The following is a 24,538-nucleotide window of genomic DNA, read 5'->3' as shown; positions in this document are numbered from 1 at the left end:
GGCGCGATCTTTATCCGACCGGTGGGTACGGGGGCGGGCTCGGGCTGCCGCGCCCCCTCGGGCCGTGACCGGTCAGGTGATGTCGTCGTAACCGTTCACCCGGTGGGCACGAGTGCCGTCGCTCTCCCGGCTCGCCTGCTCGGGCAGCACCCGGGCGGCGGAAACAGGCTCGGCGGGACCCACGGCCTCCGGCGCCAGATCAAGATCGGACGCCTCGTCGTCACTCAGCTCCGGTCCCTGTCGCAGACCCTTGCGGCGGTCGTTGAGCAGCGCGAACCCGACAGCCCCGAAGTAGAGGGCGGTCATCGGCACCGCAAGAGCGATCATGGACAGTGGATCTGTGGGCGTGACGAGCGCCGAGAACACGGAGATGCCCATCACCATGCCGCGCCACCACCCCAGCATCCGCGCTCCGCTGATCACACCGCCCGCGTTGAGCAGGGCGAGCAGCAGCGGCAGCTGGAAGGCCAGACCGAAGGCGAGGACGAGCTTGACGGACATGCCGATCATGTCGTCGACGGTGATGTAGTTGACCGAGCCCTCGACGCTGAAGCTCAGCATCACGGGGACGGCATGCGGCAGGATCCAGTAGGCCAGACAGCCGCCGAGGAGGAACAGCGGGGTGCCCACCGCGACCGTGGACAGCGCGTACTTCTTCTCGTTCTTGTGCAGTCCGGGGGCGATGAAGGCCCACAGCTGGTAGAGCCACACGGGAGCGGCCGCCACCAGCGCGGCCATGATGGCCACCTTGACATAGGTGGTGAACGGGGACGTGATGCCGATCTGGGAGAGCACGGCGCACTTCCCGGCCTGCGCGGCAGGATCCTGCTCGCTGAGGCACCGGGGCACGGGGGAACTCAGGAATTCGGCGATGTCCTTGGCGAAGAACAGCGCGACGATGGTCAGCGGAACGATGGCCAGCAGCGCCTTGACCAGCCGGTTACGCAGCTCTCGCAGATGCTCGACCAGAGGCATCCGCCCCTCGGGGTCCTTCGCCTTGTTGCGGGCAGACTTGAGCAACCCACGTCCTCATCTCGAGGGCAGCCGCCCGACCGGACGACCGCCGCTTGCCTGTGGTGATGACCCGGGGGCTCAGCCCTGGGAGGTGCGCTTGGGCTCGTCGACAGGCCGAGCGGAGGTCACATCGCCGGGCGCCGCCTGGATGGTCTTGGGGGCGACGGGCTGCTCCGCGGTGCCGGAACCCTTCTGGGCGTCGTCCGCAGCAGGGCCGTCGTTCTTCATGGCGGCGGCCTCGCTCTTCAGAATCCGGGCGGACTTGCCCAGCGAGCGCGCCATCTCGGGAAGCTTCTTCGCTCCGAAAAGAAGCACGACGATCCCGAGGATGATGGCCAGCTGCCAGACACCAACCTGACCCATGATTTGCCTACCTTCTGACCCGAGGTCATATGAATAGCGAGCGGCAGGTGCGCGTGGATGGGAGTTCACCGTGCGCACGAACAGTCATCGTAACCCTCGCGAGTAAACGTCCGGCAATCCCCGCGCGTACCCGCGGGGGCCATGGCGCGCGGGCGCGAGCAGCGGTCACTCGGTCCTGGCCAGGCCCGTCGCGGCCCGCTCCAGGTCCTCTGCGGCCCGGTTGATCCGCTCCGTGGTGCGGGCGACTTCACGGCCCAGCCGCTGGGCCTCGATGAAGACGCGGACGCCGAGGACGCCGAGGACGGCGATCCCCAGGAAGCCAAGGGCAATGGCGAGCATGGGCCAGAACATGTGCTGGGACCGTACCCCTCTGGACGGACGGCGGTGGAGTGGCGTGAAAAGGTTAGTGCCCCGTCCGGGAGGCTCTGCCCGGCCGGGGCGCCGGGTCGAGTGAGCGCTGGGTCGAGCGGGGCGCTAGGTCGAGTGGAGCCGCAGGGTCCGCACCCCGCCGCCGGTGAGCAGTTCGACGATGCGCTCCCCGGCCGGCTTGCGGACGGCCTGACCGCACTCGGGGCAGGTGAAGGAGTAGAAGGTGGTCCGCCTGCTTGCGCCGATGGCCAGCCGCAGCGCCCCCGCCGCCAGCTCGAAGCGGCCTCGGCACTCGGGACACGCGGCCTTGAAGACCACGGGCCGCGCGGGCGCCGCGACATCTGCGGGGCCCGGCTGGGCCGCGATTCCTGGCGGCAGAGACATTGACGCTGAACTCCTTGTCACCGAGTTGCCCGGCTTCCCGGCCCGCCCCGGCCGGCCGGGCGTCCGCGGTCGCGCCCTAGCCCGGGGCCGGCGTACCGGACACGTGTCATCGCTCGTCGTAGGCCGCGAGGGCTTCCCGTGCCGCGTCGCGGGCGCTCGCGGCCAGGTCCTGGGGAGAGGCGATCCGCCCGTCCCGGCCGAGTCGCAGCGCCAGCCGCCTCAGGGAGGCGGGCACCGGCGTGCGCAGCGTGATGCGCAGGCCGCCGTCGGGCAGTTCCTCCGCGCTGTCGTGCGGGTAGTACTCGGCCACCCAGCGTCCGCCGGGGCCCACCTCGATCACCACCTCGGGATCGTCCGCGGACGGCTGGACCAGTCCCTCCGACAGGTCCCGCAGCTCGATCTCGGGTGCCGCGGCCGGTGCGTCGAGGAGCCGGATCTCGGCGACCCGGTCGAGCCGGAAAGTGCGGCGCGCCTCGGAGAGCCGGCACCAGGCCTCCATATAGGTGTGGCCGACGGCGAAGAGCCGGATGGGGTCGACCTCACGCTCCGTGAGCTCGTCGCGGGCCGGTGAGTAGTACTTCAGCCACAGCCGGCGGCGCTCCGAGATGGCCCGGTCGACATCGGCGAAGACCCCGCCCTCGGACTCGAACGTGACCGAAAGACGCGCGCTCGCCCCGGCCGCCTCCCCCGCCGCGGCCTCCAGCTTGGCGGTGGCCCGCAGCAGCGCTTCGCGGTCGCTCTCGCGCAGCCCGGGCAGGGTGGCGACGGCACGAGCGGCGACCAGCAGGGCGGTCGCCTCGTCCGCGGCGAGCCGCAGCGGCTCCGCCACATCGTCCGGATTGTGCCACCAGATACGGTCGCCGTCCGTGTCGATGTCCAGCAGGTCGCCGCCGCGGAAGCTCGTGCCGCACATCGGCAGCACATCGAGGTCGGAGATCAGCTCGTCCTCGGTGATCCCGAAGGCGCGGGCGACGTCCCCGACGCGCGCGCCGGGGCGCTCCCGCAGATAGGTCACCAGCGAGAGCATCCGCCGGGTCTGGTCGATGGCGTTCGCGGCCATGGTCGTACGAGTCCCCCTCAGCCTTTGGCCACGGCGCGCAGCCGGTCCACCACATCGGCCCGCAGATCGGCGGGCTCCAGTACGACGACGTCCGGGCCGAACTCCACCAGCCAGGCGTCCAGGCCGTGGCCGTACGGAATCTCCAACTCGTCCCAGCCGTCGCCGAGTTCCCTGACGGAGCCGGCCCGGGCGCGCAGCGGGTAGCCGCAGCCTGTGCGGAGCCGGATGCGCGCGGTGCGGGTGGCGGTCTCCCCCGCCCAGGTCTCGACGGTCTCCCGTACGGTCACGACATCGGGCACGGGCGCGGTGAAGGCGCCCGCGCGCGACCGGACGCGGCCCGTGATGCGGGAGAGCCGGAAGACGCGTTCCGCGCCGCGGTCCCGGTCGAAGCCCGCGAGGTACCAGTGGCCGCGCCAGCACTCCAGCGTCCAGGGCTCCACATGGCGCTGCTCGGGGCGGGCCGCGTTCGCCTTGCGGTACTCGAAGAGCACGGGGCGGCGGTCGCGACAGGCGAGCATCAGGGGTTCAAAGGCCGCCTCGTGCACCGGGATGCGCGGTTCGAGGGCGCTGTGCTGGGCCTCGTACGCGTCCTCAGCCTCCGGCATACCGGCCGCGCGGAGCTTCTGCAGTGCGCCGCTGGCCGCGCCGGCGAGCCGGGCCTGCTGCCATACCTTGGCCGCCAGCCCGAGGGCCGCGGCCTCCTCGGCGTCGAGCGTGATGGGCGGCAGCCGGTTGGAGTCACGGCGCGCCAGATAGCCGGTCTCGCCCTCGAGGTTCTCCACCGTCTCGATGACCAGGCCGAGTTCGCGCAGGTCGTCCTTGTCTCGCTCGAACATGCGGTTGAAGGACTCATCGGACCCGGCCTCGAGATAGGCCTCGATGGAGCCGCGCAGCTCACGCTTGCTCAACGGCCGACGTGTCCCCAGCAGGCACAGCGCCAGATTCATCAGCCGCTCGGCCTTGGCAATGGCCATCGACGCCCCGCACCTCTTTTTGATCTTCAGACCATCCGGCAGATCGGTCCGCCCGAGTCGCTCCCGACTGTCGACCGTACCGCTCCGGGGTGCGCGGACCCAAGCCGAGGACCCATGCCCCCAGGCATGGGCCCTCGTTACCCTATGAAAGCGTCCGGAAACGGACGCGATTCAGTCAGATCAGACGGAGACCAGATCGCAGACGAAGATCAGCGTCTCACCGGGGGCGATCCGTCCACCGCCCGCGCCGCGGTCGCCGTAGGCGAGGTGGGCGGGGATCGTCAGCTTGCGGCGGCCGCCGACCTTCATGCCCTGCACGCCCCGGTCCCAGCCCGCGATGACCTGGCCGGCGCCCAGCTGGAACTGCAGCGGCGTGCCGCGGTTCCAGGACGCGTCGAACTCCTCGCCCGTGGAGAAGGCCACGCCCACGTAGTGGACCTTGACGGTGTCGCCCGCCTTGGCCTCCGGCCCGTCGCCCTCCCAGATGTCGACGATCTCCAGGTCGGCGGGGGCCGGCCCGTCCGGGAAGTCGATCTCGGGCTTGTCGATGTTCACTGAACTGCTCCTCAAAATCGTGAACGGGGGCAAAGGGACAGTCTTGCACCTTCGCGGCTCAGGCCTTCGCGAGGATGTCCACGGAGAAGACCAGCGTGGAGTTCTTCGGAATGCCCTGCTGCTCCTGCTCGCCGAAGGCCTGGTCCGGCGGGATGACGAGCAGCACCCGGCTGCCGATCTTCTTGCCCACAAGCCCGTCCTTGAGGCCCTTGAGCGTGAGCTGCTCCAGCGGGAAGGTCTGGGTCTTGCCCAGGTCGTAGGTGCTGTCGAACTTCTTGGCGTCCTTCCACAGGTAGGCCTCATAGGCCACGATCACCGAGTCCTTGGCGGTGACCTTCTCGCCGTCGCTCTCCAGGATGTAGTTGGAGACCAGCTTCTTCGGCGGGTCGGTCTTGGGGATGGTGATCTTGGGGGCCTTGCCGTCGGTGTTCACGCCGACCTTCGGAAGAGCGGCGTCGTCCTGGGCCACCTCGGCACCCGCGGCGGCCTTGGGGACCGAGGTGGACTTCAGCACGTCCACGACGAACACCAGGGTGGCGTTGGGCTTGATGTCGCCCTGGCCCTGCTCCCCGTAACCGAGCTCCGGCGGGATGCCGAGCTCGACCCTGCTGCCGACCTTCTGGCCCTTCAGCCCCTCGTCCCAGCCCTTGATGACCTGGCCGGCGCCCAGGGTGAGCTTGAACGGCTCCCCTCGGTCGAAGCTGTTGTCGAAGGGCTCGTCGGAGTCCCACGCCTGGCCGAGATAGTTGACCTCGATGTAGTCGCCGTCCTTGACCTCCGCGCCGTCGCCCTCGCTGATGACGTCGACCTTGAGCTCCTTGGGCGGGTCGCCCTCACCCTTGGCCAGGGTCGGCTTCTCGCCGAACGCGGCGCCGGCGGTGATCGCGGGCAGTCCGTTCTTGGACGGGGCGGAGTCGGAGTCCTTGACATCGCTGCCGCAGGCCGCTGTCGACAGCAGCAGCAGCGGGACGACGATCAGGCCGGCAAGTCGGCGCACGTGTTCCTCAGATCTCAGTCGGCGATTTGGGTGCCCGACACTCTATGGCGTGCCGAGGGCCCCGCACGAGAAACGCACGGGGCCCGATGGGCGTTCCCTGCCGCCACCCGGCTGACGCGGCGGCCCTACATACCGGCGATCAGCTTTTCCACCCGGTCGTCGACCGACCGGAAGGGGTCCTTGCACAGCACGGTCCGCTGCGCCTGGTCATTGAGCTTGAGGTGCACCCAGTCGACGGTGAAGTCCCGGCGCTGCTCCTGCGCCCTGCGGATGAAGTCGCCGCGCAGCCGTGCGCGGGTGGTCTGCGGGGGCACCGACTTGGCCTCGAAGATCTTGAGGTCGTTGCAGATCCGGGCCGCCTGCCCCTTGCGTTCCAGGAGGTAGTAGAGGCCACGCTGGCGGTGGATGTCGTGGTACGCGAGGTCTATCTGGGCGACCCGGGGATGCGACATGGTCATGTTGTGCTTGGCGCGGTACCGCTCGAGGAGCTTGTACTTCATCACCCAGTCGATCTCGGTGCCGATCCGGTCGAGATCCTCCGACTCGATGGCCTCCAGGGCACGGCCCCAGAGCTCTATCACCTGCTCGACCATGCCCGTGCGGATGCCGCGCCGGTCGACGAAGTCCACGGCCTTCTCGTAGTACTCCCGCTGCACCTCCAGAGCGGACGCCTCGCGTCCGCTGGCCAGGCGCACCTTGCGCTGCCCGGTGATGTCATGGCTCACCTCGCGGATGGCCCGGATGGGGTTCTCCAGCGTGAGGTCGCGCATCACGGTGCCCGCCTCGATCATGCGCAGCACCAGATCGGTCGCGCCGACCTTGAGCAGCATCGTCGTCTCCGACATGTTCGAGTCGCCGACGATGACATGGAGGCGGCGGTACCGCTCGGCGTCCGCGTGGGGCTCGTCGCGGGTGTTGATGATCGGGCGGGAGCGGGTGGTGGCGGAGCTGACGCCCTCCCAGATGTGCTCGGCGCGCTGGCTGACGCAGTAGACCGCGCCGCGCGGGGTCTGCAGCACCTTGCCCGCGCCGCACAGCAGCTGGCGGGTGACGAGGAAGGGGATCAGGATGTCCGCCAGCCGGGAGAACTCGCCGTGGCGCGCCACGAGATAGTTCTCATGGCAGCCGTAGGAGTTTCCCGCCGAGTCCGTGTTGTTCTTGAAGAGATAGACGTCGCCCGCGATTCCCTCCTCGTGCAGACGGCGCTCCGCGTCGACGAGCAGGCCTTCGAGAATGCGCTCGCCGGCCTTGTCGTGGGTGACCAGCTCGGTCACGTTGTCACACTCTGGAGTGGCGTATTCCGGATGCGAGCCCACGTCGAGATACAACCGGGCGCCATTCCGCAGGAAGACATTGCTGCTGCGGCCCCATGACACGACACGGCGGAAGAGGTACCGCGCCACTTCGTCCGGAGACAGTCGGCGCTGTCCCCTGAACGTGCATGTGACGCCGTACTCGTTCTCCAGCCCGAAAATGCGGCGGTCCATGACTGAACATTACGCCTCACAGCCTGAGCTGAAACCGGGTTCGGCCGCCCCGCTGCGATCATTTTCGGCTGAGCCCGCGAGAGGGCCCGCAGGGTCCCCGGCGGGGGAAGGAGCCGCGAGCACCCGCTGAGTGGCCGTCAGGACCAGCAGCGCGGCGAGGCCTCCGGCGCCGGCGACGGCGAAGCCCCACGCCGTGCCGCCCAGCTCGATGGCCGGTCCGGCCGCGGCCGTGCCGACGGCCGCGCCCACGCCGAAGGTGGTGACCAGCCAGGAGAAGGCCTCGGTGACCGTGCCGCGCGGGGCGTGGCGGTCGACGACGATAAAGGCGCAGGCGATGGCCGGGGCGAGGAAGAGCCCGGCGACGGCGGCGAGCCCGGTCATGGCGAGCGGGTCGGGGGTGAGGGTCAGCGGGAGATAGCCGAGAGCGAGGAGGGCGACGATGACGCGCAGCCGCCGCTCGGCGGGGCCCGCCCACTGGCGGGCCCCGTAGTAGACCCCGCCGATCAGTGCGCCGAGGCCGAGCGCGGCCATCAGCCAGCCGTAGACGGCCTCGCCGCCGTGGTCGTCGGCGTAGGCCACGCCCGCGACGGTGATCGACCCCAGGGCGAGACCGACGAAGAAGAAGGACCCGAGCAGCGCGAGCAGCCCGGGTGAGCGGAGCGCACCCAGCCAGTGCGCTTCGCGCGGGGCGCTGCGCCAGGCTCGGGAGGGCTCGGAGAGGACGACCGAGAGGGCGCCGAGCACGCCGACGGCGTTGATGACGAGCAGGGCGGCGGCGGGTGAGGCGAGCGCCACGAGCAGCGTCACCAGCAGCGGGCCGACGGTGAACATGATCTCCTGCGCGACCGCGTCCATGGCGTACGCCCGGTGGACGCGCTCCTCGCGCCCGTCGAGCACGCTGGGCCACAGGGCGCGCAGACCGCCCTCCAGGGGAGGAGTGGACAGGCCCGCGAGCGCCGCGGCCGCGTAGGCGAGCGGGAGCGAGGAGAGTCCCGTGAGGGCCAGGAGGAGCATCCCGAGCGCCGAGACGACGGCGGCCGGGAACTGCACGCGGGGCTGTCCGCACAGATCCACGGCGCGGCCGAGCAGAGGCTGTCCCACGGCGGTGGCCAGCCCGTATACGGCGGCGAGCGCCCCGGCCAGGGTGTAGCTGCCGCCCTCCGCACGGGTGAAGAGCACGATCGCGATATGCCCGGTGGCGTTGGGGAGCCGGCCGACGAGCGTCCCCGCGAGCAGCCTGGCGGCGTGCGGGGCCCTGAGTATGTCGGCGTACCCGGCGGCCATGTGTCGCCCTTCGTCGTCGTGTTACGTATAACTTAGTGGCTCATACGTACCATGTCGGCAACCTCGGGGTCCAGTGAGCCCCCGCCGCAAGCAGGGCGGGCACGACCGGGCAGACGGGACGCACGACCGGGCAAACGGAACGGACGACCGGGGCGGACGACGGCGGACGTGCCGGACACCGCGATGAAGACGACGGCGATGAAGACGACAAGGACGGCAGCGATGGCACACCGGCCCACCAGCCGGGACGTGGCGCAGGCCGCGGGGGTCTCACAGGCCACGGTGTCGCTGGTCCTCGGGGACAAATGGCGCGGCCGGGTCTCGGAGCGGACCGCGGGCCTGGTGCGGGACACGGCCAGGGAGCTGGGCTACCGCCCGAATCTCGCGGCCCGTCATCTGAGGCTTGGACGCACCCGGACGGCGCTTCTCGTGGTGCCCGCGCTGACGAACGAGTTCTTCGCCCGCGTCTACACGGGCGCGGCGGGCATGGCAGCCGAGCACGGCTTTGGCGTGGTGCTCTACCCCTCGCCGGAGGGTGTGGGGCCGGCGAGGGACCCCTTCGCATCGGCGCGGGCCGCGCTGGACGGGGTGATCGCCTCGTCCATGGCCGCGCAGGCGCTGGGGGCGATCCGGGGCAGTGACCTGCCGCTGGTGATGCTCGACAGCGACCCGGACGATCCGGTCCCGGCGGCGTGGGTGAACGTGGACATCGCGGACGGCATGCGGCAGGTCGCGGCGCATCTGCTGGGCCTGGGCCACCGCCGCTTCGTCCATCTGGCCTCGGCGGTCCCGTCCTGGACGTTCGAGGTGCGGGCGCGAGCGCTGCGGGAGGCGCTGCGCCAGGTGCCCGGAACGTCCCTGCGGACGGTCTCCGCGCCGCTGAACGCCGATGCGGCACGGGAGGCGGCGGAGCGGGCTCTCACGTCCCCTGAGACGTCCGGCGGCGGGCCTGACGCCACCGCCCTCGTCTGCGACGACGACATCCTGGCGGCGGGCGCGTACAAGGCGGTACGGCGGCTGGGGCGGCGGGTCCCGGATGACGTGTCGGTCACCGGCTTCGACGACCTGGCGCTGGCGACGGCGGTGGAGCCGGAGCTGACGACGGTGCGGCTGCCGGCGGAGCGGGTGGGCGAGCAGGGCATGGCCGCGCTGCTCGCCGTGCTCGACGGCCGGAGCTTCGAGGCTCCCGACCTCCCGGTCAGCCTGATCCCCCGCGCGTCAACGGCCCGGGCACCCCGTTGATCCCCCGACATTCGGGGGCCTTTGCCGCGCACGTCCCCGAGTTCCCGCCGCCCACCGGCACGACGGGCACGGGCCGCGGGCCCCTGCGCCACAGGCACGGGCGCCCGGGCCCAGCGCCACGGGCCCGGGCGGCGGCCCCGGGCCCGTGGGGGTCCCACGCGGGTGGAAGGGGCGACCGCCCACGGACGCACGGCGCGAGTGGCCCGCCCGAAGGGCGGGGGCGCCGGGGGATTACTCCTCCGGCTCCTCGTCGGAAGGTGTGTCCGTGGGGGTGGCCTCCGGCGCTTCCGCCTCCAGCAGCCGCGCCAGCTGACGCCCCACGATCCGCTTGAACTTCCGCTGCTGCGGGCGGGTCCGGTCCAGCACCGCCACCTCCAGCCGGTCCGCCGGAATTTCCCGCTCCGTGCCGTTGGACTGGGTGGACAGGGCCTGCACCGCCAGCCTCAGCGCCTCCGCCAGCGACATTCCGTCGCGATGGCGCTGGTCGAGGAAGCTGCTGATCTGCTCCGCGCTGCCGCCGACCGCGACCGAGCCGTGCTCGTCCACGATCGAGCCGTCGTGCGGCAGCCGGTAGATCTGGTCCCCCTCGGGCGTCTCGCCCACCTCGGCGACGACCAGCTCCACCTCGTACGGCTTCTCGGCCGCGCTGGAGAAGATCGTGCCCAGCGTCTGGGCGTACACATTGGCCAGCCCGCGGGCGGTCACATCGTCGCGGTCGTATGTATAGCCCCGCAGATCCGCATAGCGGACCCCGCCGATCCGCAGATTCTCGTACTCGTTGTACTTACCGGCCGCGGCGAAGCCGATCCGGTCGTAGATCTCGCTGAATTTATGCAGCGCGCGGGACGGGTTCTCGCCGACGAAGACGATGCCGTCGGCATACTGCATCACGACCAGACTGCGGCCCCGGGCGATGCCCTTCCGGGCGTATTCCGCCCGGTCCTGCATGGCCTGTGCGGGCGAGACATAGAACGGCGTCGTCACCGGCTATCCGTCCCTTTCTGTCAGTGAGGTGTGGATCAGAGCAGCGCGGCGCGGGGGCCGTCGGGCTGTTCGAGGCGGCGCTCCAGAATGGAGCGGGCGGTGTCGGAGGACTCCGCTTCGGTGAGCCTGCGGAAGCCCTCGTCGCTGATGACGGTGACGATCGGGTAGATGCGCCGCGCCACATCGGGCCCGCCGGTCGCCGAGTCGTCGTCGGCCGCGTCGTAGAGCGCCTGCACCACCAGGGTGATGGCCTGCTGCTCGGTCAGGTCCTCACGGTAGAGCTTCTTCATCGCGCCGCGGGCGAACAGGGAGCCGGAGCCGGTCGCCGCGTACCCGTGCTCCTCGGAGCGGCCGCCTGTGACGTCGTACGAGAAGATGCGGCCCTTCTCCCGGTCGACGTCCCAGCCGGCGAAGAGCGGAACCACGGCCAGGCCCTGCATGGCCATGCCGAGGTTGCTGCGGATCATCGTGGAGAGGCGGTTGGCCTTGCCCTCCAGGGAGAGTTGGACGCCTTCGACCTTCTCGAAGTGCTCCAGCTCGAGCTGGAAGAGCTTGACCATCTCGACCGCGAGGCCTGCGGTGCCCGCGATGCCCACGGCCGAGTACTCGTCGGCCGGGAAGACCTTCTCGATGTCGCGCTGGGCGATCATGTTGCCCATCGTCGCCCTGCGGTCGCCGGCGAGCACCACGCCGCCGGGGAACGTCGCGGCGACGATGGTCGTGCCGTGCGGCGCCTCGACGACGCCCTGCACGGGCGGCAGGGAGCGCTTTCCGGGCAGCAGGTCGGGGGCGTGCTCGCCCAGAAAGTCCATGAACGAGGACGAGCCCGGCGTCAGGAAGGCAGCCGGCAGACGCCCGGTGCTACGAGTGTTGGCTTCCACGCGTTTCCTTCCGAATAGGCGGCAGCCCGACCGACAGTGTCGGGATCGTCTCCCAACTTGCCGATGGCCGAATTGCAGTTGAAGCACAGTACGCCACGGACCCTACCCGTCTTACTCCAGTGATCCACATGCTCTGCCGGAGCAGACGGGCAGATCGCGCAGACACCTGCCGGCGAGAAGATCGTCTCGTCCCGCTCGGTCTCCGTGAAACCGCTCGCTCCGCGGCTCGACCTCTCCAAGGCTCCGGCAGGGCATATGCCCGTCGGGCCCCTCCACGCGCGGCCGGATTCTCTTTCGACAGTGAGCCCGCAACCCGTGACGGGCCGGCCCACTGCCGGCGAAGGCTCCCCGCGGTCTGTGCTCCCCGCACCGCGGGCAGTGCTTCGGGGCATCACTCCCGATCAACCCCACCCCCTCCGCAAGCCTTCGGTTCGAAGGCAAGGCCGACCTACTGGCCGCCCTTCTGAACGAAGGACCTCACGAAATCTTCGGCGTTCTCTTCGAGAACATCGTCGATCTCGTCCAGCACCGAGTCGACGTCGTCGCTCAGCTTCTCCTGGCGCTCCTTGAGGTCCTCCGCAGCCTGCGCGTCCTGCGCCTGCTCCTCGACCTCCTCCGTGGAGCGTGTGGCCTTCTGCTGTCCGCCGCCGGTGTCCTTGGTCGCCATATCCCTCACCCCGCTCGAATCGGCCCGCTCGGTTGGGTCTGTCTGTCAAGATCAGACCCTACAAGGCGGGTCTGACATCGGCCCTGCAGTTGCTACAACATCCGGGCACCACTCCCATGATTCCCGGACGGGAGGCATTTCAGCCGCCGGACAGCACCCGGACCAGGTCCTCCGCGGTGCGGCAGCGGTCCAGCAGCTCTTTGACGTGGTTGCGGGTGCCCCGCAGCGGCTCCAGGGTGGGGACCCGCTGCAGAGAGTCACGGCCCGGCAGATCGAAGATCACCGAGTCCCAGGAGGCCGCGGCCACGTCGTCCGCGTACTGGTCCAGGCAGCGGCCGCGGAAGTAGGCCCGGGTGTCCTCCGGAGGCTGGTTCTCGGCCCGTTCCACATCGGCTTCAGCCAGGAGACGCTTCATCTTCCCACGAGCCGCGAGACGGTTGTACAGGCCCTTCTCGGGGCGTACGTCCGCGTACTGCAGGTCCACCAGGTGCAGCCGGGCGGCGTCCCAGTCGAGGCCGTCGCGCCTGCGGTAGCCCTCCAGGAGCTCGCGCTTGGCGATCCAGTCGAGCTCCCCCGCGAGGCTCATCGGGTTGTTCTCCAGCCGGTTGAGGGTGTCCTCCCAGCGGACCAGGACGTCCTTGGTCTGCTCGTCGGCGTCGGCCCCGAAGCGCTCGTCGACGTACTTCCTGGCCAGCTCGAAGTACTCCATCTGCAGCTGGACCGCGGTGAGTGTGCGGCCGCTGCGGAGCGTGATCAGACGCCCCAGGTCCGGGTCGTGGGAGATCTGGTGCAGGGTGCGCACCGGCTGGTCCACGGCGAGGTCGACGGCGATGAAGCCGTCCTCGATCATGGACAGGACCAGGGCGGTCGTGCCCAGCTTGAGGTATGTGGAGGTCTCCGACAGATTCGCGTCGCCGATGATCACGTGGAGCCTGCGGTACTTCTCGGCGTCGGAGTGCGGCTCGTCGCGGGTGTTGATGATGGGGCGCTTGAGCGTCGTCTCCAGGCCGACCTCCACCTCGAAGTAGTCGGCCCGCTGACTGATCTGGAAGCCGTGCTCATGGCCGTCCTGGCCGATTCCGACCCGTCCGGCGCCGGTCACCACCTGTCGGGAGACGAAGAACGGCGTCAGATGGCGCACGATGTCCGAGAACGGGGTCTCGCGCTTCATCAGGTAGTTCTCGTGCGTCCCGTAGGAGGCGCCCTTGTTGTCGGTGTTGTTCTTGTAGAGGTGGATCGGCTGGGCGCCGGGAAGCTGGGCGGCGCGCTCCGCGGCCTCGGCCATGATCCGCTCGCCGGCCTTGTCCCACAGGACCGCGTCCAGCGGATTGGTCACTTCCGGGGAGCTGTACTCCGGATGGGCGTGGTCGACGTACAGCCGGGCGCCATTGGTGAGGATCACATTGGCCAGGCCGATGTCCTCGTCCGTGAGCTGGCTGGCATCGGCGGCCTCGCGGGCGAGGTCAAAGCCGCGGGCGTCCCGCAGCGGATTCTCCTCCTCGAAGTCCCAGCGGGCGCGGCGCGCCCGGTGCATCGCAGCCGCGTAGGCGTTGACGATCTGGGATGAGGTGAGCATGGCATTGGCGTTCGGGTGGCCGGGGATGGAGATTCCGTACTCCGTCTCGATGCCCATTACTCGCCGTACGGTCATGCGGCCCTCCTTGCCCGGCGGCGTTCCCCGGTGGGAACGGCGCTCAAGTACCGCGGTCTCTCCGGTGGCGCAGTGCGGTGCCCGTCCCCGCACTGCGCTACGCGGCGGTACCGACGAGCCTAGAACGCCTCCGCGCTGGCGGGGAGATCAATTCCGTCAATTGCTCGGGTGTGCCCGGAGCTGTCGGGAAAGCATCCGGCTGCGGATGCCGGGCGGGCATCCGCAGCCGGATTGCGTATTACAGGTACTGTCCGGTGTTCGCCACCGTGTCGATGGAGCGTCCGGTGTCCGCGCCCTGCTTTCCGGTGACGAGGGTGCGGATGAAGACGATCCGTTCACCCTTCTTGCCGGAGATCCGGGCCCAGTCGTCCGGGTTGGTGGTGTTGGGCAGGTCCTCGTTCTCCTTGAACTCGTCCACGCACGCCTGGAGCAGGTGGGAGACCCGGATGCCCTTCTGGTTGTGGTCGAGGAAGGCCTTGATGGCCATCTTCTTCGCCCGGTCCACAATGTTCTGGATCATGGCGCCGGAGTTGAAGTCCTTGAAGTAGAGGACTTCCTTGTCTCCGTTCGCGTAGGTGACCTCGAGGAAGCGGTTCTCCTCGGACTCCGCGTACATCTGCTCCACGACCGACTGGATCATGGCCTCGGCGGCCACCACCTTCGATCCGCTGTGCTCGGCGAGGTCGTCCGCGTGCAGCGGGAGCGAGGATGTGAGGTACTTGGCGAAGATGTCCTTGGCGGCCTCCGCGTCCGGACGCTCGATCTTGATCTTGACGTCGAGCCGGCCCGGCCGGAGGATCGCCGGGTCGATCATGTCCTCGCGGTTGGAGGCGCCGATGACGATCACGTTTTCCAGGCCCTCGACGCCGTCGATCTCGGCGAGCAGCTGCGGGACGATGGTGTTCTCCACGTCCGAGCTGACGCCGGAGCCGCGGGTGCGGAAGAGCGACTCCATCTCGTCGAAGAAGACGATGACGGGGGTGCCCTCACCGGCCTTCTCCCGGGCACGCTGGAAGACGAGGCGGATATGCCGCTCGGTCTCGCCGACGTACTTGTTGAGGAGTTCGGGGCCCTTGATGTTCAGGAAGTAGCTCTTCCCCGCGGGCTGACCGGTCACCTCGGCGACCTTCTTGGCGAGGGAGTTGGCGACGGCCTTGGCGATCAGCGTCTTGCCGCAGCCCGGCGGGCCGTAGAGCAGGATGCCCTTCGGCGGACGCAGTTCGTGCTCCTTGAAGAGGTCCGGGTAGAGGTAGGGCAGCTCGACCGCGTCGCGGATCAGCTCGATCTGGTTGCCCAGACCGCCGATCTTGTCGTAGTCGACGTCCGGGACCTCTTCCAGGACGAGCTCTTCGACCTCGCTCTTGGGGATCACCTCGTAGACGTAACCGGAGCGCGGTTCGAGCAGCAGGGCGTCGCCGGGACGCACGTTGATGTCCAGCAGCGGCTCGGCGAGCCTGACCACCCGCTCCTCGTCGGTGTGCCCGATCACCAGGGCGCGCTCGCCGTCCTCGAGGATCTCCTTGAGGGTGACGATGTCCCCGGCGCTCTCGAACTCCATGGCCTCGACCACGTTGAGCGCTTCGTTGAGCATCACTTCCTGGCCGCGCCGCAACTCGTCGAGCTCGACGCTGGGGCTGACGTTCACCCGGAGCTTGCGGCCCCCGGTGAAGATGTCGCATGTGCCGTCCTCGTTCGCCTGCAGGAAGACACCGAAGCCGGCCGGCGGCTGCGCGAGCCGGTCGACCTCCTCCTTGAGGGCCACGATCTGGTCACGGGCCTCACGGAGCGTGTTCGCCAGTCGCTCGTTCTGTGCGGACACGCCGGCCAGGTTCGTCTGCAGCTCGACGATCCGCTCTTCGAGAATCCTCGTATGACGCGGAGAGTCGGCGAGCTTGCGGCGCAGGACGGCGATTTCCTGCTCGAGATAGGCAACCTGGCCGGCTGGGTCCTCAGACCCCCGCCCCGGCCGGATGCCGCGGTTGATGTCGTCGTCGTGGGCTGCCACGGTCCTCACCTCCTCCAAGGGGAGCTGGACGCTTCCTGACCCTACCTGGGCGGGGGGTGATTGAAACCCCTAGATCACAAAGACGGTAGGGGCGTGTCCGATCTTCACCCTTGCGCTCTCCCTCACCTCAGGGGAATACCCACCCAACAACATCGGAAAGCGGGCGGTTGTATCGTCGAGGCGTTCAACACCCGTCAGGGCTGGCACGACTTGCTTCTCCTGGCGTCACCGGCGAAGGAAACGGCAGGAGATATGACCGCGCAGCACAAGGTCCCCACCGAAGGCGGCGAGGCCCTGGAGGTGTGGATCGACCAGGACCTCTGCACGGGGGACGGGATCTGCGCCCAGTACGCCCCCGAGGTCTTCGAGCTCGACATCGACGGACTCGCCTATGTGAAGAGCGGGGACGACCAGCTGCTGCAGGAGCCGGGGGCGACCACGCCGGTGCCGTTGCCGCTGCTGCGGGACGTCGTGGACTCCGCGAAGGAGTGTCCCGGCGACTGCATCCACGTACGCCGGGTTTCGGACAGGGTCGAGGTCTACGGCCCCGACGCCGAGTGACGGATCACACACCCAGCGCCGCGGCCTGCGGCGAGCGGACGAACTTCCCGCCCTGCCAACGCCATTCGACCCTCTCACGCAGATCGGGGCAGCAGCTCGGCACGTCGGCGGAGGAGTAGCCGAGGAGCGTCGCGGTGACCGCGCCGTCACGGACGGCGAGCTCACCGACGCTCTGTCCCTGCGTGGGCAGCAGCAACGTCGCCACGACACGCGGCGCCTTCCCCGGGCCCGCGGTCAGCACATAGACCGCGCTGGGCGGGGTGCCGGAGCCCGCGTCACAGCGGGCGGCCGCCACGGTCTCCGGCCTGCCGTCGCCGTCGAGGTCGCCGGCGGCCTCCTCGGTGACCACGCTCTGCACGGCGCCGCACTGCAGCGGAAGCTCTGCCGCAGCCACGTCCGGGGCGGGCCCGGGGGCTGCCACCGCGGTACGCGGCTGGTCGCCGGGCTGTGAGGCGGTCGCCGCATCCGGCTGCAACACGCCCGCGGCCGCCACGACCGCCGCCATCGCCACCGCCGTGGCGAGCCAGTGCATCGGGCCGGCGTGGGTGTGCGCGAGGTCCGGGAGGTCGGAGGTCTGCACGCGAGGGGTCTCCTGTGAGGGCTGTGCCAGTGGGGGTGGCCAGCATGGTGCCACAGGTCACAGCGGGCGGGAACAGGAGGGTCGGCAACAGCTCGGTAAGCATCTGGCGCTGCGAACGCAAAGAGGCCGCCGCGCAGTTCTCCGATGACGTCCGGGAACTGTGCGGCGGCGTCGAGGCGTTGTGGGTCAGGGGGCGTCGGCCGGGCGTTCAGCCCCCGTCTGTGCGGCAGTCAACCCTTGCTGGGGGCTCCTTCTTTCCCTCCGCCCCAACCGACGTAGTCCTCGCCGTACGCGCCCTTCGCCGGGCGGCGGCGGCGCATCGGCGGCTCCACGCCGTCGGCGAGGCGGCGGGCGGTGACCAGGAAGCCGGTGTGGCCGATCATCCGGTGGTCGGGGCGGACGGCCAGCCCTTCCACATGCCAGTTGCGGATCATCGACTCCCAGGGCTGCGGCTCGGCGAAGCAGCCGATCTCGCGGATGGACTCCACGGTCCGCGCCAGCTGGGTGGTCGTGGCCACGTAGCAGCAGAGGATGCCGCCGGGCACGAGGGCCTTGGAGACGGCCTCCAGGCACTCCCAGGGGGCGAGCATGTCCAGGATGACCCGGTCAACGTCGGAGTCGCTCAGGTTGTCCTGGAGGTCGCCGACGGTGAGCTGCCAGGCCGGGTGCGGTCCGCCGAAGTAGCGTTCCACGTTCTGCTGGGCGATCTCGGCGAAGTCGGCACGCCGCTCATAGGAGTGCAGCATGCCCTCGTCGCCGATGGCGCGCAGCAGGAAGGCGCTGAGCGAGCCTGAGCCCACACCCGCCTCGACGACCCGCGCACCGGGGAAGATGTCGGCGAAGGCGAGGATCTGCCCCGCGTCCTTCGGGTAGACCACCGCGGCTCCGCGGGGCATGGACAGGACATAGTCGGGGAGCAGGGGGCGCAGCGCGAGGTAGGCGACGTTTCCCGTGGTACGGACGACACTGCCCTCAGGAGCGCCGATCAGCTCGTCGTGCGGGAAGGAACCCTTGTGGGTGTGGAAGTTCTTCCCGGCCTCGAGCGTGAACGTGTAGTGGCGTCCCTTGGGGTCGGTGAGCTGGACCTGGTCCCCGACCTTGAAGGGCCCGCGACGGCGGGCGGCACCGGTCGGTTCGGACATGGGACCAGAGTACCTGCGGTCAGGTGGACGGCCGCGCCATGGCCTGCACGAAGGCCCGCTCCACATCGGCCGTGGCCAGGACGCCGTAGATCTCGCCGGTCTCCTCCAGGACCAGATACTCGGTCGAGGGCCAGGCCCGCAGCCGGTCGAGGAGGGCTTCGCCGGCCAGCTCCGCGGAGACCTTCATGCCGTCGGTGAGGTCCTGTGCGAGACCGCTGACGGCCACCCAGGGCCGGCGGTGCTCGGGCACGGCGACGATGGCCGTCTCGCGGACGAGAGCGGTCGGCTGGCCATGGCCGTCGACGACGACGAGCGCGCGGGCGCCGGCCTCGTTGGCGCGGCGCAGGGCCTCGGAGAGGGGGGTGTCGGCCTGCACGGGCACGGCCCGCCGGGTCAGGGTGCGGGCTTCCAGCTGGGGGAGGTGCTCGCGCAGACGGGCCATGCGCAGGCTGTTGCCTGCGCCGGTCCAGATGATCGCGGCGAGGATCGCGGCCAGCAGGGCGTCGGTGACGGTCTCCATGCCGCCGATGTCCTCGGTGGCGTTGCCCAGGGCGCCGGTGTGGGTGAGCAGGGGGAGGCCGATCAGGACGGCGACGGCGAGGGCCCGGCCGACCCAGGCGGCGGCGACGGTGCCGGCCATCGGCCGGCCTGTGATCTTCCACACGACGGCGCGCAGCATCCGCCCGCCGTCGAGCGGCAGCCCGGGCAGCAGATTGAACGCCGCCACGATCAGATTGGAGATCATCAGACCGGCGAGCAGGACGCCGGGGATCGTGCCCGGTTCGACGGCCTGCATGCCGAGGTAGAAGACGCCCGCCAGGACCAGGGAGAGCAGCGGGCCGACGAAGGCGAGGATGAACTCGCGGCCGGGGGTCTCGGACTCCTTCTCGATCTCGGAGACGCCGCCGAAGAACTGGAGCTGGATGCGGCGCACGGGCAGCTTGTAGCGGAGTGCGGCTACGGTGTGCGCCAGTTCGTGGACGAGGACGGAGGCGTAGAAGGCGACGGCGAAGAAGAGGGAGACCAGGTAGCGGAAGCCGCCGAGTTCGGGCAGCACCCGGTCGAGCTGGCCGCCGAAGACCCAGGTGATCAGGGCGGCGACGATGAACCAGCTGGGGGCGACATAGACGGGCACGCCGAAGGGGCGGCCCATGAGGATGCCGCCGCCGGGCTCGTCGGGGCGTCGGGACGTGCCGCCGTCGGAGTCCGCTGCGCCCGTTTTCTCGGACTGCGGCCGTCGGCGCTCGCCGCTGCTGTCGTCCTGGTTCACGGGGTCCCTTCGTTGCGGTCGCGACTGCGACGATGCCGGGTGACGGCTGCGGGCGCGCGGCCCGTTCGCCCGATCATGCAGTGCGCGGAGGTCTGTCGTCGATGGTATGCCGATCGCTGTCAGTGGCGGGTCGTAGGGTCTTGAGTCATGAGTGAGAGCCAGCGGCCCGATTCGCTGTCGCCTTCGCGGGCGAGCGACTTCATGCAGTGTCCCCTGCTGTACCGGTTCCGGGTGATCGACAGGCTGCCCGAGAAGCCGAGTGAGGCGGCGACGCGGGGCACGCTGGTGCATGCGGTGCTGGAGCGGCTCTTCGACGACCCCGCGACGGACCGTACGGCGGTGCGCGCCAGGTCCATGGTTCCCGCCCAGTGGGACCGGCTGCTCCAGGAGCGTCCCGAGCTGGGCGAGCTGTTCGCCGAGGATGCGCAGGGCGAGCGGCTGGCGCGCTGGCTGAGCGAGGCGGAGCGGCTGGTCGAGCGGTGGTTCTCGCTGGAGGATCCGACCCGTCTGGAGCCGGCCGAACGTGAGCTGTTCGTGGAGACGGAGCTGGACTCGGGGCTGCGGCTGCGCGGGGTCATCGACCGGGTGGACGTGGCGCCGACGGGTGAGGTGCGGCTGGTCGACTACAAGACCGGCAAGGCCCCGCGCCCGGAGTACAGCGAGGGCGCACTGTTCCAGATGAAGTTCTACGCCCTGGTGATCTGGCGGCTGAAGCGGGTGCTGCCGCGTCGGCTGCAGCTGGTGTATCTGGGCAGCGGCGAGGTGCTCACCTATGACCCGGCGCCGGGCGATCTGGAGCGGATGGAGCGCAAGCTGCTGGCGCTGTGGGAGGCCATCGGCCGGGCCACTCGCACGGGTGACTGGCGGCCGCGGCCGACGAAGCTGTGCGGCTGGTGCGACCATCAGTCGTTCTGTCCCGAATTCGGTGGCACTCCCCCGGTGTATCCGCTGAGCGTTTCCCCGGCCGCGTCGGCGGAGGATGGCCAGGGCAGAATGGGCCCGGTCTAGATGTGAGGAGCTGCCGTGGCCATCCGCGTGCTACTGGTCGACGATCAACCGCTGCTGCGTACCGGCTTCCGGATGATCCTGGAGGCGGAGCAGGACATCGCGGTCGTCGGCGAGGCCGGGGACGGCCTCCAGGCGCTGGATCAGGTGCGGGCGCTGCAGCCCGACGTGGTGCTGATGGACATCCGGATGCCGCGGATGGACGGTGTGGAGGCGACGCGGCAGATCACCGGTCCCGGCCGGGACGGCCCGGCGAAGGTGCTGGTGCTGACCACCTTCGACCTTGACGAGTATGTGGTGGAGGCGCTCAAGGCGGGGGCGAGCGGCTTTCTGCTCAAGGACGCGCCCGCGCAGGAGCTGGTGCAGGCCATCCGGGTCGTGGCGGCGGGTGAGGCGATGCTGGCGCCCAGCATCACCCGTCGGCTGCTGGACAAGTACGCGGATCATCTGCCGTCCGGCGAGGAGCCGGTCCCCGACACGCTGACCACGCTGACCGAGCGCGAAGTGGAGGTGCTCAAGCTGGTGGCGCGCGGGCTGTCCAATGCGGAGATCGCGGCGGATCTCTTCGTCAGCGAGACCACCGTCAAGACGCATGTGGGCCATGTGCTCACCAAGCTGGGCCTGCGCGACCGGGTGCAAGCCGCGGTGTACGCGTACGAGAGCGGGCTGGTGCGCCCGGGCGCGCAGTAGCGGGCGGAGCGGACCCGGGAGGAAGGCGAACGGCCCCTGAGGGCAGGTGATCTGCCATCAGGGGCCGTTCGACGTCGGCGTCAGCCGTCGGCGGACGCGGTGTGCCGGCGGCCGACCGGGGCGGCGGTCAGACGTCGCCGCGGCTCAGCTCCCACAGCTGGAGGTCCGAGCTGGCGTTGAGGACCCATTCGACGCCGCGGATGTTGTCGCGGGCAGCCACGTGCTGCCTGCCCTGCCACAGCGGGAGCACGGGGACGTCGGCGGCGACGATCTCCTGCACCTCCGTGAAGGCCGCGGACGCCGCGGTCCGGTCGGCTTCACGGCGCGACTGCGGGATCAGCTCACGCACCCTGTCATTGACGTAGGGGGAGTTGAGGAAGTTGTCCTTGTCGAGGAACGGTGCGGTGTAGTTGTCGGGGTCCGGGAAGTCCGGGAACCAGCCGAGCCCGTAGACCGCGTAGTCGCCGCGCTTCTGGGCCGGGCGGAACGCCGACCACTCGACGCCCTTGATGGAGACGTCGAAGAGCTTGGAGGCGTTGAGCTGGTCGCGCAGCACCTCGAACTCCTTCTCGGTGCCCGCTCCGTACTTGTCGGTGGTGAAGTTCAGCGTGAGCTTCACCGGGGTCTCGACGCCCGCCTTGGCGAGGATCTGCTCGGCCTTGTCCCGGCTGGGCTCGCCGTACTCGTTGTAGAAGGAGTTGGTGTGTGCGGCGATGCTCGACGGGATGAGCGAGTACAGCGGCTCGGCGCTCACGCCGTACACCTTCCCGGCGATCTCGCCGCGGTCGACGACGGACGCGATGGCCCGGCGGACGGCCTTGTCCTTCACGGGCGCGGCTTCGGTGTTGAAGCCGAGGTAGCGGATCTCAAGGCCGGGCACCTCGGTCAGTTCGATGCCCTCCTTCGGGTTCTCCTTGAGGCCCTTGATCTGCCCGGGCGCCATCGTACGGGTCATCAGATCGATGTCCCGTGCCTCGAGCGCCTGGCCCATGGCGCCGGAGTCCGCGAACGGGCGCAGCTCGACCTTGTCGTTGTTGACCGTCAGATCGCCCTTGTACTTGTCGTTCTTGGTGAAGACGAAGCTGACGACGTTGTCGTCGCGCGTCTCGGCCCTCATGGTGTACGGGCCGGAGCCGTCCACCTGGAAGCCCTCGCGGAGCTTGTCCGCCGCGTAGTGCTTCTTGCTGACGATGCCCGCGGCCGGGGTGGAGAGCTTGTACGGGAAGGTGGCGTCGGGCGTGGAGAGGTGGAAGACGACCTCCTTCTCCCCCTTGGTCTCGATGGTGTCGATGTTCGACAGCAGACCGGCGGTGCCGTTGTCCGCGTCGATGTTCAGCACACGCTCTATGGAGAACTTCACGTCTTCGGCGGTGACGGGGGCGCCGTCCGCGAAGGTGAGGCCGTCTCGCAGCGTACAGCGATAGCTTTCGCTGGCGTTGTCGGTGAAAGTGCACGACTCGGCCGCCTCGGGGGCGGGTTCGCCGCCGCCGCGCGGGGTGTGCATCAGCGTCTGGAGGGTCTGGCGGAGTACGTTCCAGGCCCCGGTGTCGTAGGCGTACGCCGGGTCGAGAGGCGCGGGAGCGTCCGCCGTCGCGGTGAACTGGTCCGTGGTCCCCACGACAATGGCATCACCGCCGCCGGACCCGCCGTTCGCATCGCCGCAGGCGACGAGCACGGGGGCGAGCAGGCCGACCACGGCCGGCAGCACCAGAGTCTTACGGTTCATCCTGGACGTTCTCCCTCATCCGGCACCGGGACACGGCGTTGCGGCCGTGCCTGTGGACGCCTCGCCGCTTCCGCCCGGTCGGGGCAGTGCGATCGGGCCGGGACGGTCAGTGCGATCGGTCCTCGGCGCCCGGCGGCATGGTGGCCGTCCGAACCCCTTGGTGACGCGGCGAAGTTCTCGCCACGAGACTAGTCGTGTCGCCAGGAGGTCATGACCAGGCCGGAGTTGGGATGTATCCGCTGAGTGATCAGTGATGCCGAAGAGCGGATGGTCATGCTGCGGAATGATCCACACACGGCTCTACAAATCCGGACACAATGTCGCCCTCGACAAGGGTCCGACGAACCGGAACGGACGTAAGCGGAACACCCGGGCAGCACTCAGCGTGACGAAGCTCACGCGGAGTAGGGAAGGCCACCCGCTTTCAGTGCGGCGAGGTGATCAGCGTGCGAAGAAAGCGCAGGTCGACGTCTTCGAGTGAGCGGACGATCACTCGTCCGTCGCCCGGTGCGATGGGGGCCACGGACGGTACGGCCACCACCCGGCATCCCGCCGCCTCCGCGGCTGCCACGCCGGTGGCCGTGTCCTCGATGACTGCGCATCTCGCGGGTTCCGCGCCCAGGCCCTGGGCCGCGGTGAGGTACGGCTCGGGGTGCGGCTTCGTCCGCAGCACCTCGTCGCCCGCGACCGAGAGCGCGAAGTGCTCATGGCCGAGCGAGGCGAGGACACGGTCGATGATGCGCCGGTGGGAGGCGGACACCAGCGCGGTGGGCACGTTGTGCCTGGCCAGCTCCGCCAGCAGCCGGGCCGCACCGGGCATCATCGGCACGCCGCGCGCGATGCGGCCCTCGAAGCGCTCGTTGAGCAGCACGGTCAGCTCTTCGAGGGTGATGTCGGCGCCGGTGGCCTCGATGAGATAGCCGGCGCTGCGCGTCATGGGGCCGCCGACCACCACGTCCCGCCAGGCCTCGTCCAGCCGATGGCCGAGGTCGGCGAAGACCTCGACTTCCACATCCCACCAGAAGCCCTCGGTGTCGACGAGGGTGCCGTCCATGTCGAGGAAGACCGCCTGCAGGGCGGATCCTTCGGCCATGCGGGTCAAGGACGCGGGGACCGTGCTGGTCATCCGGCACACCTCCGTAAGGGACGAAGAGGCCGGTCACCCCATCCCACGAGTCTCCCCCGGCGGGACAGGTGACCGGCCTGCACTGGACCGACCAGTGTACGTCGCGAACGGCTAACGCGCGTTGAAGTATTTTGCTTCCGGGTGGTGGATGACGATGGCGTCGGTGGACTGCTCGGGGNCGAGACCCTCCTGTGCTGAAGTAGCTCGCCTCGGGGTGGTGGGTGATCAGAGCGTCGGTGGACTGCTCGGGGTGGAGCTGGAACTCCTCGGACAGCTCGACGCCGATCCGCTCGGGCTCCAGCAGGTCGGCGATCTTCGCCCGGTCCTCCAGATCCGGACACGCTCCGTAACCGAGCGAGAAGCGTGCGCCACGGTACTTCAGCGCGAACATGTCCTCCACATCGGCGGGGTCCTCGCCTGCGAAGCCCAGTTCGGCGCGGACGCGGGCGTGCCAGTATTCGGCGAGGGCTTCGGCGAGTTGGACGGACAGTCCGTGGAGTTCGAGGTAGTCGCGGTAGGAG

Annotated in this window: 25 protein-coding genes and 1 pseudogene; 4 read left to right on the top strand and 22 right to left on the bottom strand. The window is 69.6% G+C overall.

What is annotated here, in order from left to right; all coding sequences use genetic code 11:
* Positions 1-72: 72 nt before the first annotated feature.
* From tatC to QCN29_RS28315, 10 genes are all read right to left on the bottom strand, one after another.
* Complete coding sequence (gene tatC / locus QCN29_RS28360) at positions 73-1,020, bottom strand: twin-arginine translocase subunit TatC (RefSeq protein ID WP_279931750.1); 948 nt, start codon at positions 1,018-1,020, stop codon at positions 73-75.
* A gap of 72 nt (positions 1,021-1,092) precedes the next feature.
* A complete protein-coding gene (gene tatA / locus QCN29_RS28355) occupies positions 1,093-1,377 on the bottom strand; it encodes a Sec-independent protein translocase subunit TatA (RefSeq protein WP_279931749.1) in 285 nt (94 codons plus the stop codon).
* Positions 1,378-1,542: 165 nt separating this feature from the next.
* Positions 1,543-1,728, bottom strand: a complete 186-nt coding sequence (locus QCN29_RS28350) for a hypothetical protein (protein ID WP_240137362.1) — start codon at positions 1,726-1,728, stop codon at positions 1,543-1,545.
* A 123-nt stretch (positions 1,729-1,851) separates the two neighbouring features.
* Positions 1,852-2,130 carry a CpXC domain-containing protein gene (locus QCN29_RS28345; protein ID WP_240137363.1) on the bottom strand — a complete coding sequence of 93 codons (279 nt, stop codon included), beginning with the start codon at positions 2,128-2,130 and terminating at the stop codon, positions 1,852-1,854.
* Between the two features lie 106 nt (positions 2,131-2,236).
* The gene (locus QCN29_RS28340; protein WP_279931748.1) at positions 2,237-3,190 is read right to left on the bottom strand and encodes a helix-turn-helix transcriptional regulator; all 954 of its coding nucleotides are present in this window, start codon (positions 3,188-3,190) and stop codon (positions 2,237-2,239) included.
* Between the two features lie 17 nt (positions 3,191-3,207).
* Positions 3,208-4,164, bottom strand: coding sequence for a helix-turn-helix transcriptional regulator (locus tag QCN29_RS28335; protein WP_279931747.1), 957 nt, complete (start codon positions 4,162-4,164; stop codon positions 3,208-3,210).
* A 180-nt stretch (positions 4,165-4,344) separates the two neighbouring features.
* Positions 4,345-4,719, bottom strand: a complete 375-nt coding sequence (locus tag QCN29_RS28330) for an FKBP-type peptidyl-prolyl cis-trans isomerase (protein ID WP_240137366.1) — start codon at positions 4,717-4,719, stop codon at positions 4,345-4,347.
* Between the two features lie 58 nt (positions 4,720-4,777).
* Positions 4,778-5,716 (bottom strand): FKBP-type peptidyl-prolyl cis-trans isomerase, encoded by a 939-nt coding sequence (locus QCN29_RS28325; protein ID WP_279931746.1) that lies wholly within the window; start codon positions 5,714-5,716, stop codon positions 4,778-4,780.
* A 125-nt stretch (positions 5,717-5,841) separates the two neighbouring features.
* Positions 5,842-7,203, bottom strand: a complete 1,362-nt coding sequence (pafA, locus tag QCN29_RS28320) for a Pup--protein ligase (protein ID WP_240137368.1) — start codon at positions 7,201-7,203, stop codon at positions 5,842-5,844.
* Positions 7,204-7,212: 9 nt separating this feature from the next.
* Positions 7,213-8,487 (bottom strand): MFS transporter, encoded by a 1,275-nt coding sequence (locus QCN29_RS28315; protein ID WP_279931743.1) that lies wholly within the window; start codon positions 8,485-8,487, stop codon positions 7,213-7,215.
* 222 nt (positions 8,488-8,709) lie between these two features.
* On the opposite strand from QCN29_RS28315, the gene QCN29_RS28310 reads away from it, so the two are divergent.
* Positions 8,710-9,729: a LacI family DNA-binding transcriptional regulator gene (locus QCN29_RS28310; protein ID WP_279931742.1), complete on the top strand. Its 1,020-nt coding sequence runs from the start codon at positions 8,710-8,712 to the stop codon at positions 9,727-9,729.
* Between the two features lie 231 nt (positions 9,730-9,960).
* Here the strand turns inward: QCN29_RS28310 and prcA are convergent, their stop codons facing one another.
* From prcA to arc, 6 genes are all read right to left on the bottom strand, one after another.
* Positions 9,961-10,713, bottom strand: coding sequence for a proteasome subunit alpha (gene prcA / locus QCN29_RS28305; protein WP_279931741.1), 753 nt, complete (start codon positions 10,711-10,713; stop codon positions 9,961-9,963).
* A 35-nt stretch (positions 10,714-10,748) separates the two neighbouring features.
* Positions 10,749-11,594, bottom strand: a complete 846-nt coding sequence (gene prcB / locus QCN29_RS28300; RefSeq protein ID WP_240137372.1) for a proteasome subunit beta — start codon at positions 11,592-11,594, stop codon at positions 10,749-10,751.
* Positions 11,546-11,986 (bottom strand): endonuclease domain-containing protein, encoded by a 441-nt coding sequence (locus QCN29_RS28295; RefSeq protein WP_318036747.1) that lies wholly within the window; start codon positions 11,984-11,986, stop codon positions 11,546-11,548. Before QCN29_RS28295 ends, prcB begins: the two co-directional genes overlap by 49 nt.
* Positions 11,987-12,042: 56 nt before the next feature.
* Entirely contained in the window at positions 12,043-12,261 is a 219-nt protein-coding gene (locus QCN29_RS28290; RefSeq protein WP_018848997.1) for a ubiquitin-like protein Pup, read from the bottom strand.
* Positions 12,262-12,400: 139 nt separating this feature from the next.
* Positions 12,401-13,912: a depupylase/deamidase Dop gene (dop, locus tag QCN29_RS28285; protein ID WP_279931739.1), complete on the bottom strand. Its 1,512-nt coding sequence runs from the start codon at positions 13,910-13,912 to the stop codon at positions 12,401-12,403.
* Between the two features lie 238 nt (positions 13,913-14,150).
* Positions 14,151-15,917: a proteasome ATPase gene (gene arc, locus QCN29_RS28280; RefSeq protein ID WP_279931737.1), complete on the bottom strand. Its 1,767-nt coding sequence runs from the start codon at positions 15,915-15,917 to the stop codon at positions 14,151-14,153.
* A gap of 252 nt (positions 15,918-16,169) precedes the next feature.
* On the opposite strand from arc, the gene QCN29_RS28275 reads away from it, so the two are divergent.
* A complete protein-coding gene (locus QCN29_RS28275; protein ID WP_279931735.1) occupies positions 16,170-16,478 on the top strand; it encodes a ferredoxin in 309 nt (102 codons plus the stop codon).
* Between the two features lie 4 nt (positions 16,479-16,482).
* On the opposite strand, the gene QCN29_RS28270 is transcribed toward QCN29_RS28275, so the two are convergent.
* From QCN29_RS28270 to QCN29_RS28260, 3 genes are all read right to left on the bottom strand, one after another.
* A complete protein-coding gene (locus QCN29_RS28270; protein ID WP_279931733.1) occupies positions 16,483-17,058 on the bottom strand; it encodes a hypothetical protein in 576 nt (191 codons plus the stop codon).
* A 230-nt stretch (positions 17,059-17,288) separates the two neighbouring features.
* Positions 17,289-18,200 (bottom strand): tRNA (adenine-N1)-methyltransferase, encoded by a 912-nt coding sequence (locus QCN29_RS28265; protein ID WP_279931732.1) that lies wholly within the window; start codon positions 18,198-18,200, stop codon positions 17,289-17,291.
* Between the two features lie 19 nt (positions 18,201-18,219).
* Positions 18,220-19,470 (bottom strand): site-2 protease family protein, encoded by a 1,251-nt coding sequence (locus QCN29_RS28260; protein ID WP_279931730.1) that lies wholly within the window; start codon positions 19,468-19,470, stop codon positions 18,220-18,222.
* Between the two features lie 147 nt (positions 19,471-19,617).
* Here QCN29_RS28260 and QCN29_RS28255 point away from each other — a divergent pair, with 147 nt between their 5' ends.
* Positions 19,618-20,478, top strand: coding sequence for a RecB family exonuclease (locus QCN29_RS28255; protein ID WP_279931729.1), 861 nt, complete (start codon positions 19,618-19,620; stop codon positions 20,476-20,478).
* A 15-nt stretch (positions 20,479-20,493) separates the two neighbouring features.
* Positions 20,494-21,165 carry a response regulator gene (locus tag QCN29_RS28250; protein WP_240137379.1) on the top strand — a complete coding sequence of 224 codons (672 nt, stop codon included), beginning with the start codon at positions 20,494-20,496 and terminating at the stop codon, positions 21,163-21,165.
* A gap of 127 nt (positions 21,166-21,292) precedes the next feature.
* On the opposite strand, the gene QCN29_RS28245 is transcribed toward QCN29_RS28250, so the two are convergent.
* The 3 genes and pseudogenes from QCN29_RS28245 to QCN29_RS28235 form a co-directional block, all read right to left on the bottom strand.
* Positions 21,293-22,891, bottom strand: a complete 1,599-nt coding sequence (locus QCN29_RS28245) for an ABC transporter substrate-binding protein (protein WP_279931727.1) — start codon at positions 22,889-22,891, stop codon at positions 21,293-21,295.
* Positions 22,892-23,315: 424 nt separating this feature from the next.
* On the bottom strand, positions 23,316-24,017 hold the full coding sequence (locus QCN29_RS28240) for an HAD family hydrolase (RefSeq protein ID WP_279931725.1): 702 nt from the start codon (positions 24,015-24,017) through the stop codon (positions 23,316-23,318).
* 193 nt (positions 24,018-24,210) lie between these two features.
* Positions 24,211-24,538: pseudogene (locus QCN29_RS28235) on the bottom strand (vitamin B12 dependent-methionine synthase activation domain-containing protein); the annotation flags it as partial.

This window comes from Streptomyces chengmaiensis, from assembly GCF_029846775.1.
GTDB classification, from domain to species: Bacteria; Actinomycetota; Actinomycetes; order Streptomycetales; family Streptomycetaceae; genus Streptomyces; species Streptomyces chengmaiensis.
The sequence above is the reverse complement of the archived record's forward strand: the minus strand, read 5'-3'. Positions and strand labels throughout refer to the sequence as shown.

What these genes read in the sequence shown, in the direction of transcription:
- tatA (WP_279931749.1), bottom strand. Translation starts at nt 1,377, where the DNA reads ATGGGTCAGGTTGGTGTCTGGCAGCTGGCCATCATCCTCGGGATCGTC.
- QCN29_RS28350 (WP_240137362.1), bottom strand. Translation starts at nt 1,728, where the DNA reads ATGTTCTGGCCCATGCTCGCCATTGCCCTTGGCTTCCTGGGGATCGCC.
- QCN29_RS28345 (WP_240137363.1), bottom strand. Translation starts at nt 2,130, where the DNA reads ATGTCTCTGCCGCCAGGAATCGCGGCCCAGCCGGGCCCCGCAGATGTC.
- QCN29_RS28340 (WP_279931748.1), bottom strand. Translation starts at nt 3,190, where the DNA reads ATGGCCGCGAACGCCATCGACCAGACCCGGCGGATGCTCTCGCTGGTG.
- QCN29_RS28335 (WP_279931747.1), bottom strand. Translation starts at nt 4,164, where the DNA reads ATGGCCATTGCCAAGGCCGAGCGGCTGATGAATCTGGCGCTGTGCCTG.
- pafA (WP_240137368.1), bottom strand. Translation starts at nt 7,203, where the DNA reads ATGGACCGCCGCATTTTCGGGCTGGAGAACGAGTACGGCGTCACATGC.
- QCN29_RS28315 (WP_279931743.1), bottom strand. Translation starts at nt 8,487, where the DNA reads ATGGCCGCCGGGTACGCCGACATACTCAGGGCCCCGCACGCCGCCAGG.
- QCN29_RS28310 (WP_279931742.1), top strand. Translation starts at nt 8,710, where the DNA reads ATGGCACACCGGCCCACCAGCCGGGACGTGGCGCAGGCCGCGGGGGTC.
- QCN29_RS28295 (WP_318036747.1), bottom strand. Translation starts at nt 11,986, where the DNA reads ATGCCCCGAAGCACTGCCCGCGGTGCGGGGAGCACAGACCGCGGGGAG.
- QCN29_RS28290 (WP_018848997.1), bottom strand. Translation starts at nt 12,261, where the DNA reads ATGGCGACCAAGGACACCGGCGGCGGACAGCAGAAGGCCACACGCTCC.
- dop (WP_279931739.1), bottom strand. Translation starts at nt 13,912, where the DNA reads ATGACCGTACGGCGAGTAATGGGCATCGAGACGGAGTACGGAATCTCC.
- QCN29_RS28275 (WP_279931735.1), top strand. Translation starts at nt 16,170, where the DNA reads ATGACCGCGCAGCACAAGGTCCCCACCGAAGGCGGCGAGGCCCTGGAG.
- QCN29_RS28265 (WP_279931732.1), bottom strand. Translation starts at nt 18,200, where the DNA reads ATGTCCGAACCGACCGGTGCCGCCCGCCGTCGCGGGCCCTTCAAGGTC.
- QCN29_RS28255 (WP_279931729.1), top strand. Translation starts at nt 19,618, where the DNA reads ATGAGTGAGAGCCAGCGGCCCGATTCGCTGTCGCCTTCGCGGGCGAGC.
- QCN29_RS28245 (WP_279931727.1), bottom strand. Translation starts at nt 22,891, where the DNA reads ATGAACCGTAAGACTCTGGTGCTGCCGGCCGTGGTCGGCCTGCTCGCC.
- QCN29_RS28240 (WP_279931725.1), bottom strand. Translation starts at nt 24,017, where the DNA reads ATGACCAGCACGGTCCCCGCGTCCTTGACCCGCATGGCCGAAGGATCC.